The following is a 13,326-nucleotide window of genomic DNA, read 5'->3' on the forward strand; positions in this document are numbered from 1 at the left end:
TTAGAAATACCTCATCCAAGATAGCAAGGATTGGCGATACCTTAACGCCGTGTAGGCGGTTTAGAAACTTTGGGTGGTATTTTAGAAATGGCGACAACTCCTTAACGCCGTGTAGGCGGTTTAGAAAGATGGCATCAGTTGTTTTTAGTGGTTTTTTCACCTTAACGCCGTGTAGGCGGTTTAGAAATTCACCGATATTGTTATACTCAACGATGATATCCTTAACGCCGTGTAGGCGTTTAATTCAAATAAAATCAAACGTATAATTATAAAACATAATATCTTCCCAAAAAATGGTTATGCTATTTGTCCTATTCCGGCGTCAGAATGTGCCGACAACAGAGCGAGGTTAGCACGCCAAACAGGGATGTTTGGCGAGTTTGTGCTGCGTCTGGAACGCATCACAAACGGTGCGTCAAGACCGAGCGACGGCGGACAAATTTGTCTGGAACAAATTTGAACATCTGAGCACAGCGAAGATGGCCTCGTAGAGGCGAGTATCAGGATGATACTAGTAGTGCCGCAGGCCACATTCTGCAGCCAAAGCGCGGGATTGCTAAGGGAATTCGCTTTAATTCCCTTAGCTCGGACGTGGTCACTGTAGCTATTTTATTCACCTAAGCTCAAAACGTCCGAAACCACCGCACCTAATTCATTCTATCCACCAACCCAAAAAAAGACCTGATTTTCCGCCAAAAATCGGTCAGAAAAGGTATTGATTTTATTAAAGTTTTTATTTAGTGGTTTTTCGCCAAAAACCATTCCCCAAAACAGACCAACGTAAGCTGACTCAAGCCTTAACAAAACTTTATAAAATTTTAACAAAAAAACTAGCGCATTATTATTCAAGCGACTATAATTCAACCGCTTATTAAAGCAAAATAATGCTAGTCAGTTGAGCAGTTAATCATAAAAAATCCAAATAAAACAAAAAATTACTTGACAGGATAATCGAAATGCGCTATCATTCTTGGCATATGGCATATGGCATATGGCATATGGCCTGCCAAACCTATGCCCTAAATTTTTTTCATTTTCACCGTAGCCCAAAACCGGCTCTATTCACTTTTTTATTACCTAGTCTAGCAAAATTGTCCGATTTATCGGCAATATTCTCGTCGAGAACGAGGCACTTATCCAAGTTGCTGTTAGCTTTTGCGCCATTGCTTTTACTGCCGTACTCGGGGAGTTTGCAGGCGTTGTCAGTCCAGTCCCAGCAGGTCATTCAAGGCTCCGCACCATATTTAAGCATTGATGGTGTAACTAAAGTTGCTAGTATGGAGGACTTATTGGGAATAAGACTGCCAAATATCAGCTATATTCCTCAGGGAGCAAATAGTGCACTTTATCCTAATGCAACAATAGATCAATCGAACGTAAATACACCGATCGAGATGTCAAATATAACGGATACATTTGCCGATATACAAACAATAGTGCCATTGGTAAATTACCCTGAAATTCAATTAAATGACTTAGTTGTTTCACCTTATAATTATGGTCATGACGATGATGGCGATGATAATATAAATGCAACAGGACAGTTAACCATAAAATGGCAAGATAAAAATGGTATAGATATTACAGGAGAGGTTAAAGCCAATCCGAATAAACGGTTTAATCTTTGTGATGGGCCTTATAAACTTACCTTAACAGCAACTGCAGGCACTTTATCGACGCAATATGGTGTTCCTAATAGTAGCACTTTTGCGGGTAATGCCCACAGTTACTATATTAGTGGCAATATGAATAGGCCAGTTGCTTGCTATGCGCAACCAAATTTAGCTTACGATGACCATGCTTTTGGTACTACCATTTGGGATATGGATGGTCCAAATTGGGTTTCGTTAAAAGGGTTTGCAGTCACAAATAATAGTAATATAGCAGAGAACTTTCCGACGACGGGATCAGATAGGTTATATTTCTATTTATTATTGGGAGGGATCTCCCCTGAACAAGTTATAGCTGCAAATGGTACAACGGTGAGTGCGGTTAGCGGTAGTGGTGTATCATTATCGTTAAGCAAAGAGAATACACAACACTGGGCTATTGACATGGAGAGGATATGTAGAACTTGTATTAGAGGTGGTAATCTTTATCCTGGTGGCGATGAAGCATTGAAGATTGTATTAAAAGGTCCTTCGATAAATTCAAGTAATAAGGCTTTTTCTCCTTCGTTATTTAAGCTTTATTCTGATGTAAATCATACAAAATTACTGTATAGCTTTAAGATAGAGCGTTGGTATATCTCTCAACCAGGATCGACAGTAAAATATGGGTATGCGGATGCTCAAAACTTTTGCCGTAGTTTAGGAAATGGTTATCGAATTCCCGATATAAATGACTATACCAATGGAAATGGAGCAGGCTGGACTGAAGGTTTACCAGGAAGAAGTATTAATAACTGTCAACGAAAAGTCAGTTATAAAGATATTAGCGGTAAATGGGTTGGGGGATTATTTAACGAGTGGGGGTTTACTGCCAATACTATGAATAATTTTTATGAAGGTAGTGATTGGAATCTTAGTATTGGTAACAATTGGGCTAATGATACAGGATATTGGGCTAATTCATATAATGGCAGTCTATATAGTGTTTATTCAGCCGATGGGGGTATTGAGCTGCAGAGTACTACTTATAGTCGCTTTATGGCTTGTGTTACCCCTTAAGTCTATACGTGCGTTTCTTGTCAAAAGCGATATTGTCTTACAGCGATGATGAGAATGCACCTATTTGTAGGCCTTAATCTTAAACCTAGACCGAATTTGCGCTTTTGTTGTTAAACAGCAGAAGCGCTTTTTTCTCAAAGTAAGTTAAATTTCTAAGCAGAATTTTGGTGAAGAATGATTGTTTTTAGTTCATGGCAAAAAACATCCAGTTCCTTCAGTATTGATTTAAGGTTGTTGTTTTTATTCTGTTTTTTCAATAAATCTTCTCTTTCAAAACATCCTGCCTTTACAACAACCGCTTAATAATTCTATCCACTTTAATGCGGCTTAGCCGCTTTATTAATTTATGGACTTGGGTAGGATAAAATTGGCTCGCTTGGATTTGTTGAAAGTGTGTAACCAACGTTGTTTTTTGACGAATCGTGTTAAGTTCTTGATTGAACTTATCTCTTAATTCTTGTTTTGGATCGTGCACTAGTATACCGTTTTCAAGGTCAAGGCGCCACGCTCGTGGGTTTAGGTTGTTGCCGGTTATGAGTGCCCAATTGTCATCTGCCCAGATGCCTTTTAGGTGATAGGTTTGAGATTCGTCTTTCCATAATCTTATTGTGAGTTGCTCTTTATCAATAAAATTTTGTAGGCGTTCAATAAAGTGTCTTAAGTTGATTTCGTATAAATAAGGCAGTCCGCCCGATATGTTAAAGGGTTGGTCGGGTGGGATATAGAAGTCGTTGGCTTCTTTGTCGCCAATGATTAATTCAACTTGACGTCCTTTGCGTAGTAAGCGAATGATGTCGCGTACTAAAATATTAGGCAAATTAAAGTAAGGCGTGCAAAAAATGATTTTTTGTTCGGTTATATTTATTAGGTGATGGATAATTTTATTGAGTGAGTTGTTACGCCCAAGCCCCATTATTGGCGCAACCGATAATGTTTCGTTGTCGGCATTGCCGTTGTATTGGTAGCTAGCATCCATTAGGTGTTGGCGCAGGGTTTTTATTTCGGATTTGATTTGTTTGCGTGTTTTGTGTACGCCTGTATTGAGTAGTTGTAAAGCCTCATACGGCATAAAGTGGTCGTTGATGAACTGCACCATGCTATCAGCTAATAATGGATTGGTAATTAAGTGGTAGCGGTCATAACGGTATTTTTCAAGTTTATGTAAATAGACGTTGTTGATGCTTGCACCGCTGTATATGACGGTATTATCAATAATAAAACCTTTTAGGTGCAGTACGCCAAGCACTTCTCGGCGGTTTACGGGTACACCATAAATAGGGATGTCGATGTCAGGGTGTTGTTGTTTGAGCTGGTAGTAATAGTTGGCGTTGGTGTGGGCTTTGTCTTCACCAATTCGCCCCCGCTGTGCGCGGTGCCAGTCAACAAATATTTTGATATCTAAATTTGGACGCTGTTGTTTGATTTGATACAGTTCGTTAAGAATTTCTTTGCCAGCTTCATCTTGTTCTAGATAGAGCGCAACAATATAAATGCGATTTTGTGCTTGTTTTATGCTTTCAATTAAAGCAAGTCGATATGCTTTAGGATCATATAAAATTTGGTATTGGTCAGCATTTTGTTGAATTTTGGCTAATTCATCAAGATGCTTGTGATGATTGTATTTTATAAATGGTATTCGCATAATCTATTTATCGTTATAACTGACCAGTTACGTTAGGATTTTATCTAAGGTAATTTAAATAAGGCCAGTAAGAATAACACTCCTTTTTATTTGTGTGCATTTTTGCTAAGTTGCTTTAGGTTAGTTTACTACGTTATACCTTTAGCAACCTGTTTATGCTTTATTGTTGGTGATAATAAATGGTTTAAGATTGTTCATCAACCCATGTTTGAATTATTTTATAAGTTAATGCTAGTACCACTGGACCAATAAATAACCCCATTATACCAAAGCCAAGTAATCCGCCAATGACGCCAAATAATATGAGTAAAAACGGTAAGTCAGCCCCTTTTTTTATTAAGTAGGCTCGCATTACGCTATCTAATGTTGTTAATATGATCGCAACAACAATTAAGACGATACCTGCAATGGTATTGCCAGCCCAAAATTGCCAAAAAATGCACCCTAGCATCACAATCACAGGGCCAATTTGTGCCACACAGCAAATAAATAAGATCAGCGTTAGTACACCAGGCAATGGCATTTCGGTTAATAGAAAACTTAATCCGCCAATTAGGGCTAAGGTGATAGCAGTAACCACAACCCCAAGTGCTACTGCGCGAATAGATTGTCCTGCAAGAGTGACGGTGGTTGTGCCGTATTGTTTTGATAGTCGATTAGCAAGTAAGTAGACGTATTTTGTGATACTTTCGCCTTTTAAAAAAAGAAGTAAGCTAAATATAATCATGACGCCAGCATGAAAGATGAATATGCCAATGTTGGTGACTTGTTCAAGTAGCCAACCTATCATGGTGCCAATATAAGGTTGTATGCTTGAGACTAAGTCAGAACCATCAGTTTGAATCAGGTTTAACCATTTTTGGTGTAGTTCAGGACCAAAAGCGGGAATGTTATTTAGCCAGTCTAACTTTGGCAACTCTTGATGTGAAAGTGATTTTGCCCATTCAATAAGGTGGTGACCATTTTGGGCTACCGAGCTAATAATTAATATAAACGGTATAATGCAAACAAGTGCTAATATGAGTGCCATTATTAGTAACGATAACCAGCGTTTGTTAAATAGCTTTTGTTGAATTTTTATCATTAGTGGCCAAGTGGCAATGACTACCATTACCGCCCAGAAGAATCCAAATAAGAATGCTTCAATAACACGATAGGTAATAATGATTAGCAACCCGATGATTAACAGGTTTAAAATCAACTTGAGTAAATCAGTAGTGTTTTTTTCTGCTGGCATTTTTTTACCATATTTATTAATCTTGATGGCGTCATTATACGCATTATCACTTCAAATTAATACGATGGTGTTTATAATTAATTATTTTAATGGAGATTTTAAAATGAAAAAATTACTGTTATTAACATTATTAGGTGTTGCGTTAACCGCGTGTGCAAATTCCCCAAAAGTGAAGCCTGTTGCGCAAAATGCCAATGATACAGCGCCATTTCCTGCAGCTCAAGTTGGCTTTACGCGTTATGCTATCCATTTGCCTGCTATTGCTAATGAGAACAATACAAAAGTTGAAGTGATCATTGGTAAAGAGATGAATGTTGATTGTAATTTCCATAATTTAGGTGGCGTAGTTAAGCAAGAAGAGCTTAAAGGTTGGGGATACTCTTATTATGTGGTTGAAAAGACCGTTGGTAACCTGTCAACCTTAATGGCTTGCCCAGAAGGTTCTAATAAAAATCAATTTGTGACAATTAACCATAATTTAGGTTTATTGAATTATAACAGTAGTTTACCGTTAGTTTTTTATGTGCCAAACGATTTGCAAGTTAAATACCGCGTTTGGCAACCTAATACCAAAATCATGCAAGCTACTGTCGAATAATAGCGGTTAATTAATTGCTAAATGGTGGTCAATTACCCCTTGAGTGGTTAAAACATAGCCACTCAGTTGCGAAAGTTTTAATATTTGATTTTTTAAGTAGACATCTTGAAAAAAAAAGGTATTTTATCCCTCGTAATGCAAGGTTAGCTCTACTCGTTCATTTATTTTATTAATGACTTGTGATTGCCTGATTACCTCGGTTTCGCTCGGCGATTGTGATATTGGTTATTTATATCATTGTTAACATCGTCGATAGCAAAATTTGGGGGTCCGTTGTGTCTTTGCAATGGGCTTGTGTCTAACATGTAATATCCCTACAACTAGAGGAGAAGTGGTGAGCATGTTTACTCAACGTAAAACAATTCTTTCAATCGTGGCTGGTGTTTCACTAGCGTTATCTCAATCTGCTATTGCTAAAGATCGCGTTGTGCATTTTTACAATTGGGCAGGTCAAATTGGTTCTAATACTATTTCGGATTTTGAAAAGGCGACTGGCATCAAGCTTGTGTATGATGTGTACGATTCAAACGAAATCCTTGAAGGTAAATTGATGGCGGGCCATTCTGGTTTTGATGTGGTTTCTCCTTCTGATAGCTTTTTAGCTAAACAAATTAAATCAGGTGTTTATTTACCGTTAGATAAAAGTAAGTTACCAAATTGGAAAAATCTTGATCCAAATTTAATGAGATTAATGGCAACGCATGATCCCGACAATAAATATGCTATCCCTTATGTTTGGATGACAACAGGTATCGGCTATAACATTGATAAAGTGAAAGAACGCTTGGGCGAAAACGCACCAGTTGATAGCTGGGATTTAGTCTTTAAACCAGAAAATATGGAAAAACTAAAAGATTGCGGTGTGGCATTTTTAGATGCACCAACCGAGATCTTTGCAAGTGCACTTCAATATTTAGGTAAAAATCCTAACAGTACTGACGTTAAAGATTACACTGGTGCGGCTTATGAGTTGTTAGAAAAGGTAAGACCAAATATTCGTTACTTCCATTCTTCACAATATATTACCGATTTAGCAAATGGCGATATTTGTGTGATTTTAGGTTGGTCAGGTGATATTTTACAATCACGTGATAGAGCAAACGAAGCGAAAAATGGTGTGCATATTGGTTATCAAATACCAAAAGAAGGCGCATTAGTCTTTTTTGATACCTTTGCGATTCCAAAAGATTCAGACAACCCTGACGAAGCTCATGAGTTTTTAAATTTTGTTATGAAACCTGAAATTGCCGCACAAGTCACTAATGATGTGAACTTTGCTAGCGCTAATAAAGAAGCAAATGACAAATTTGTAAAACCAGCAGTGAAAAACGATCCAGCGGTTTATCCAAAACCAGAAGTGATGGAAAAACTATTCACTTTGCAAGTTAAAGATCCTAAACTTGAGCGCGTAATTACTCGTACGTGGACTAAACTCAAAACTGGTAAGTAAATAGTTGATATTTTGTATATCGCGTTAAAATGATAATTCTAGACGGATGGGCTATTGAGTCTTTCCGTCTCGTTTTTTTTGGCTTGTTGTTATGAGGAAAATAGAGTGAACAATAAAACAACAAATCAGGTACAGCCTAAAAAAAAGATGATAACTCCACTATTGGAGATCAAAAATTTAACCAAAGTTTTTAATGATGATTATTATGCCGTTGATGATGTTAATTTGACTATCTATACTGGCGAAATTTTTGCTTTATTAGGTGCGTCAGGCAGTGGTAAATCTACGTTATTACGAATGCTTGCCGGTTTTGAACAGCCTACGTCGGGGCAGATTATTCTTGATGGTAAAGATTTATCGCAAGTTCCACCTTATGATCGTCCAATTAATATGATGTTTCAATCGTATGCTCTGTTTCCTCACATGACGGTTGAGCAGAATATTGCCTTTGGTTTAAAACAAGACAAATTAAATAAAGCCGAAATCAAACAACGCGTTGACGAAATGTTAGCCCTTGTGCATATGGAGCAATTTGGTAAGCGTAAACCGCATCAATTATCTGGCGGTCAAAGACAACGTGTGGCTTTAGCCAGAAGTTTAGCCAAACGTCCAAAATTATTGTTGCTTGATGAGCCAATGGGTGCGTTAGATAAACAACTTCGCGATCGTATGCAACTTGAAGTAGTGAGCATTTTAGAACAGGTGGGCGCAACGTGTGTGATGGTAACTCATGACCAAGAAGAGGCCATGACCATGGCAGGGCGCATTGCGATTATGAATAAAGGCCAATTTGTACAAATCGGCGAGCCTGAAGAGATTTATGAACACCCAAATTGCCGTTATAGTGCTGAGTTTATTGGTTCGGTAAATGTTTTTGACGGTATTTTGCAAGAAACACAAGAAGATGGTTTGATCATTAGCTGCCCTATGATTAAGCATCCATTAAAAGTCGATTATGATTCGCCTGCAGTTGAAGGTGTGCCAACACAAGTCGCACTACGTCCAGAAAAAATTAAACTATGCGACGAAATCCCAGAAGATGGCTACAATGTGGCAACTGGTGAAGTCGTTGAAATCGCTTACCTTGGGGATCTGTCGATTTATCACGTTAAATTACCAAGTGGACAAATTATCATTGCACAGCTACAAAATGAGCATCGCTATCGCAAAGGCATGCCAACTTGGGGTGACATAGTTAACTTAAGTTGGGAAGTAGATAGTTGTGTTGTGCTTACTGAATAAACATAAGAGGATATCATAATGCGATCCATTGTATTAGGATTGTTGTTAAATGCATTTGTGTTGCTCAATGTTTATTTGCGTTTTGCAACAACAGGGGCGTTTGATAACTTATTTTTAGATGCGCTATTTACCGCAATGACATTGAGCTTTTTATTGTCATGCTTGGGGTTATATTTAGTAAATTATAAACCATCTAGGTTTGCTTATAGGCTGATTATTGCTGGCAGTATATTATTTGTTCCTGCGGGGCTTGTGGCAATCTATTTTGCTTATAAAAAAATGCAACAACAACGCTCAGAAGCCGATCTAATGACTCTTTATGGACGGTTAATTGTTATTGCCATTCCTTATTTATGGATGCTTTTGCTCTTTTTATTGCCATTTTTAATTGTATTTAGGATTAGTTTTTCTGAAAAAATCTTTACGATTCCGCCTTATACTGATTTGTTTAGTTTCGATGACGGATTGCTAAATATTGCTTTGAACTTTGGTTATTATATTAACTTAGTTACTGATAATATTTATATTGAGTCTTATTTAGAATCATTAAAAATTGCGGCTATTTCAACCATATTATGTATTTTAATTGGTTACCCATTAGCATGGGCAATTTCAAAATGTAAACAATCTACACGTAATATTCTATTATTGTTGATTATTTTGCCGTCTTGGACGTCATTTTTAATTCGAGTTTATGCGTGGATCGGTATTTTAAATCAAGAAGGCTTGTTAAATCACTTTTTAATGTGGTTAGGGGTTATTGATCAACCGCTGGTGATTATAAAGACTTATTTGGCAGTTTATATTGGTATTGTGTATTCTTATTTACCGTTTGTTGTGTTACCTATTTATACTTCATTAAGCAAAGTGGATTCGACGTTAATTGAAGCTGCATTAGATTTAGGTTGTAAGCCAATAAGGACCTTTTTCAAGATTATTGTGCCACTTACCAAAAATGGTATTATTGCAGGCGGTATGCTGGTGTTTATTCCGGCCGTTGGTGAATATGTGATACCTGAATTATTAGGACCATCTCAAAGTATCATGATTGGTACGCAAATTTGGACTATATTCTCTCGGGATACTGATTGGCCGGCAGCATCTGCTGTTGCGACAGTTATGTTGTTGATTTTAATAGTGCCAATTTACTATTTCAATAAGTTTCAAAGCCGACAAATGGAGGGTAAATAGATGAATGATTTACCTGTTATTTTGCGATCTTCTGTGATTGTATTTATTTCATTGCTATTGGGTTCGTTAGTACTATCGATATTGATTAGTTCGGCTGGGTTAAATCTGCTTATCGATATGAGCTTATATGTTAACTGTTTGATCTTTAGTTTTATTGTGACAGTGATTGTGACATTATCGCTCATTTTTCGATGCCTTAAAGGACTTATTTTATTGGTGGTATTTTCTTTTTTATATATCCCAATGATTATTTTAATTGTTTATTCATTTAATAGTTCTCGCTTAGTTACGGTGTGGGCTGAATTTTCAACTAAATGGTACTTTGAGCTAATGCATAATGAAGAGCTATTTAAAGCTGTTGGCCTGAGTTTAGCAATTGCCGCATGTGCAGCGACTTTTGCAACAATTTTAGGTACGCTTGCTTCTTATGCTGTTGTTCGCTTTAAACGATTTAAAGGGGCAAATCTGTTTTCATTTATGACAACAGCACCGCTTGTTATGCCTGATATTATTACAGGATTGGCATTATTGCTTTTATTTGTCGGTATGGGACAAATTCTTGGGTGGCCAAAAGACCGTGGCGCAATTACTATTTGGATGGCGCATACGACCTTCTGTATGGCTTATGTGACAGTGGTGATTAGTGCAAGGCTCCGTGAACTTGATAAATCAATTGAAGAAGCCGCTTTAGATTTAGGTGCTAATCCATTGAAAGTGTTCTTTATTATTACATTGCCAATGATTGCACCGGCATTAGTTTCTGGTTGGTTATTAGCCTTTACTTTGTCTCTTGATGATGTGGTGATTGCTAATTTCGTAACGGGGCCAGGAGCAATGACCTTACCGAAGTTGATCTTTGCAAAAGTGAAATTAGGCGTCGATCCGCAAGTTAATGCGCTTGCAACTATTATTTTATTGATAGTTGGTATTATCGGGTTTATTTCATGGTTATGGATGCGTCAAGCTGAACGACGTCGAATAAATGAATCTCGTATGCATTAATACACACCGTACTTTCTATGATTGCCGCGCTTTGCGGCAATATTTCGTTTTAAAATCTCCGTGTTTTTTTTATCATTTTGTATTATAGTGTGACTTGTCAATCTTTTTGGCAAAATTCTCAGGGCGGGGTGTAAGTCCCCACCGGTGGTATAGCCCACGAGCGCTTAATTTGTCTTGTTAACTGTGGTGATTTTTTTATTGTTCAGTTAATTTTGACGGGTTAAGGTCAAGCAGATTTGGTGAAATTCCAAAGCCGACAGTTAAAGTCTGGATAAAAGAGAGTTGCTTATCTTTCCAATATTTGCTGAAAGGCAAAACCATGCTAGTCGAGCACTGCCCTGATTCTGGTATTTTATTTATTTGTACTTAATTAATTTAATGGCTAAATAGATCATTGTTAAATGGTTAAACGGTTATTTAAAGTTGATTAAGTAAATAATGAAATGAGCAAGTGAAAATATATAGGTATTTACCATGAATCAGTTTAATTTAAATGAGTTTGGCACACCCATCGAACGTGTCAAAAAAGCGATCGCATCAATTCAAGCCGGTCAAGGTGTGTTGGTTTTAGACGATGAAGACCGTGAAAACGAAGGCGATATTATTTGGGCTGCCGAGTCCATTACTAGCCAGCAAATGGCACTGACTATTCGTTACGGCAGTGGTATTGTTTGTTTATGTTTGCCACAAAAACGTTGTGAAGAGTTGCATTTGCCAATGATGGTGGAAAATAACACTAGCAAAAACAATACAGCATTTACTATTTCGATTGAAGCCGCTAATGGAGTTACAACTGGTGTATCAGCTGCTGATCGCGTTACAACTATTAAGGCGGCGGTGAATGACAATGCTAAGCCGAGCGATCTGAATCATCCAGGGCATGTGTTTCCTTTAGTTGCTAAAGAGGGCGGTGTTCTAGTTCGCCGAGGCCATACTGAAGCGTCGATTGATTTAGTGACATTAGCAGGTTTAAAACCTGCCGCAGTTCTGTGTGAGTTAACCAACGATGATGGTACTATGGCAAGAGCACCTGAAGTGGTTATGTTTGCTAAACAATATCATATGCCCGTTGTGACCATTGAAGATATTGTTGAGTATCGTAAATCAATGTAATACAACTGTACAATAGCAAATAGTACAGCGGTATAAATAGCTTAATAATATTATTGAACATCGCCATATTCTGCTGAATTGTAGGGGGAATATGGCTAGTTATTTAAGATTAAAAAAACGCTAGTTAATATAATAACTGTCATATAAAACTACGATTAATTGCATTGTTAATGTACAATTGTTAATAATTCTCATTATTAATTTAGGATGATGATGCAACGTTTGTTTCTTATCAATTTGTTTGCTTTTTTATTGCTTACTGCTTGTCAAGCAAACTCATCAAAATTTAATCCTCTTGTTATACAAAATGTAAGCGTGGAGAGATTTCATTCCAAATATATTGGTGATTATAAAATTACTATCTATTCACCAAATAAACCTATACCTAAAGATGGATGGCCTATTATTTATCTGTTAGATGGCGATAGTTACTTTTTAACGGCGAATAATATATTAACAACTCAAACGTGTGAACGCTGTATTATTCAAGATGGCATTATTGTTGCTATTGATTATTTTGGTGAAAGTAGACGAGCGCTTGATGATTTACCCAAACCAGAAGTATATACTTTAGAAGTGCTCCCAAATAAAGAAATCAACTTTCCTAAGCAGTATGGCGGTGCTGATGCTTTTTTTAGTTTTATTTCGCAAGAGCTCAAACCTGCTATGGAAAAAAGATTTGCTATTAATCCCCATAAACAATCTATTTTTGGACATTCATACGGTGGGTTATTTGCATTGTATTGTTTTTTTACCAAACCACCTGTTTTCAACACTTATGTCGTATCAAGTCCTTCGTTGTGGTTTAGTGGAGGATATCTTTTTGATACGCTTGATCAATTCATTAAGAATCCAAATAGCCATGTTTTAAAACAACCTACTAATCTATTAATCTCTGTAGGTGGTAGTGAACAATCTCTGAGTGAAGTTGAAAAAAGCCTATCCAAAATAAAACAAGAAGAATTATTAAAGCATCGACAAAACCGTAAAATGGTTGATTCTATAACAAAGTTATTTGAAAAACTAAAACAGGCTAATATTTCAAATTTACGTCTCAGTTATGTCGTTTATCCAAATCAAACACATAAAACTTCAGCGATGATTGCTTTACAAGATGGTATCCAAATTGGATTTCAACGTTAATTAGGTTTCAATCCTTTACAAAATTGATAATGATAATTA

Annotated in this window: 10 protein-coding genes, 1 CRISPR repeat array and 1 riboswitch (1 of these 12 only partly in view); of the genes, 8 read left to right on the forward strand and 2 right to left on the reverse strand. The window is 36.9% G+C overall.

The features are described from left to right. Positions 1 to 247: a CRISPR direct-repeat array (repeat unit 28 nt; unit sequence CCTTAACGCCGTGTAGGCGGTTTAGAAA) (it extends 21 nt beyond the left edge of the window). A gap of 709 nt (positions 248 to 956) precedes the next feature. Then, positions 957 to 2,669, forward strand: a complete 1,713-nt coding sequence (locus GYX25_RS01775; RefSeq protein WP_174786547.1) for a hypothetical protein — start codon at positions 957 to 959, stop codon at positions 2,667 to 2,669. A 286-nt stretch (positions 2,670 to 2,955) separates the two neighbouring features. Here the strand turns inward: GYX25_RS01775 and pssA are convergent, their stop codons facing one another. Both pssA and ydiK read right to left on the reverse strand, forming a co-directional pair. Beyond that, positions 2,956 to 4,311 carry a CDP-diacylglycerol--serine O-phosphatidyltransferase gene (pssA, locus tag GYX25_RS01780; protein WP_091349561.1) on the reverse strand — a complete coding sequence of 452 codons (1,356 nt, stop codon included), beginning with the start codon at positions 4,309 to 4,311 and terminating at the stop codon, positions 2,956 to 2,958. A gap of 184 nt (positions 4,312 to 4,495) precedes the next feature. Next, positions 4,496 to 5,548, reverse strand: coding sequence for an AI-2E family transporter YdiK (gene ydiK, locus GYX25_RS01785; protein WP_091349564.1), 1,053 nt, complete (start codon positions 5,546 to 5,548; stop codon positions 4,496 to 4,498). A 103-nt stretch (positions 5,549 to 5,651) separates the two neighbouring features. Between ydiK and eco the strand changes: the two genes are divergently transcribed. From eco to GYX25_RS01820, 7 genes are all read left to right on the forward strand, one after another. Next, the gene (gene eco, locus GYX25_RS01790) at positions 5,652 to 6,146 is read left to right on the forward strand and encodes a serine protease inhibitor ecotin (RefSeq protein WP_174786548.1); all 495 of its coding nucleotides are present in this window, start codon (positions 5,652 to 5,654) and stop codon (positions 6,144 to 6,146) included. 340 nt (positions 6,147 to 6,486) lie between these two features. Beyond that, positions 6,487 to 7,596 carry an extracellular solute-binding protein gene (locus GYX25_RS01795; RefSeq protein WP_091349568.1) on the forward strand — a complete coding sequence of 370 codons (1,110 nt, stop codon included), beginning with the start codon at positions 6,487 to 6,489 and terminating at the stop codon, positions 7,594 to 7,596. 105 nt (positions 7,597 to 7,701) lie between these two features. Next, complete coding sequence (gene potG / locus GYX25_RS01800) at positions 7,702 to 8,838, forward strand: putrescine ABC transporter ATP-binding subunit PotG (RefSeq protein WP_245176386.1); 1,137 nt, start codon at positions 7,702 to 7,704, stop codon at positions 8,836 to 8,838. 279 nt (positions 8,839 to 9,117) lie between these two features. Further along, on the forward strand, positions 9,118 to 10,029 hold the full coding sequence (locus tag GYX25_RS01805; protein WP_091349757.1) for an ABC transporter permease subunit: 912 nt from the start codon (positions 9,118 to 9,120) through the stop codon (positions 10,027 to 10,029). Beyond that, positions 10,030 to 11,031, forward strand: coding sequence for an ABC transporter permease subunit (locus GYX25_RS01810; protein ID WP_202983798.1), 1,002 nt, complete (start codon positions 10,030 to 10,032; stop codon positions 11,029 to 11,031). Positions 11,032 to 11,141: 110 nt separating this feature from the next. After that, a riboswitch (FMN riboswitch) is annotated at positions 11,142 to 11,318 on the forward strand. Positions 11,319 to 11,505: 187 nt separating this feature from the next. After that, positions 11,506 to 12,144, forward strand: a complete 639-nt coding sequence (gene ribB, locus GYX25_RS01815) for a 3,4-dihydroxy-2-butanone-4-phosphate synthase (protein WP_174786549.1) — start codon at positions 11,506 to 11,508, stop codon at positions 12,142 to 12,144. 213 nt (positions 12,145 to 12,357) lie between these two features. Continuing rightward, positions 12,358 to 13,287 (forward strand): alpha/beta hydrolase, encoded by a 930-nt coding sequence (locus GYX25_RS01820; protein ID WP_160402435.1) that lies wholly within the window; start codon positions 12,358 to 12,360, stop codon positions 13,285 to 13,287. Positions 13,288 to 13,326: the final 39 nt, after the last annotated feature.

The organism is Gilliamella sp. ESL0254 (assembly GCF_013344985.1).
GTDB classification, from domain to species: domain Bacteria; phylum Pseudomonadota; class Gammaproteobacteria; order Enterobacterales; family Orbaceae; genus Gilliamella; species Gilliamella bombicola.

Bases quoted from the DNA above. Each gene is read 5' to 3' on its own strand.
- GYX25_RS01810 (WP_202983798.1), top strand. From the start codon at position 10,030: ATGAATGATTTACCTGTTATTTTGCGATCTTCTGTGATTGTATTTATT.
- GYX25_RS01805 (WP_091349757.1), top strand. From the start codon at position 9,118: ATGCAACAACAACGCTCAGAAGCCGATCTAATGACTCTTTATGGACGG.
- GYX25_RS01820 (WP_160402435.1), top strand. From the start codon at position 12,358: ATGCAACGTTTGTTTCTTATCAATTTGTTTGCTTTTTTATTGCTTACT.
- ydiK (WP_091349564.1), bottom strand. From the start codon at position 5,548: ATGCCAGCAGAAAAAAACACTACTGATTTACTCAAGTTGATTTTAAAC.
- eco (WP_174786548.1), top strand. From the start codon at position 5,652: ATGAAAAAATTACTGTTATTAACATTATTAGGTGTTGCGTTAACCGCG.
- GYX25_RS01795 (WP_091349568.1), top strand. From the start codon at position 6,487: ATGTTTACTCAACGTAAAACAATTCTTTCAATCGTGGCTGGTGTTTCA.
- GYX25_RS01775 (WP_174786547.1), top strand. From the start codon at position 957: ATGCGCTATCATTCTTGGCATATGGCATATGGCATATGGCATATGGCC.
- pssA (WP_091349561.1), bottom strand. From the start codon at position 4,311: ATGCGAATACCATTTATAAAATACAATCATCACAAGCATCTTGATGAA.
- ribB (WP_174786549.1), top strand. From the start codon at position 11,506: ATGAATCAGTTTAATTTAAATGAGTTTGGCACACCCATCGAACGTGTC.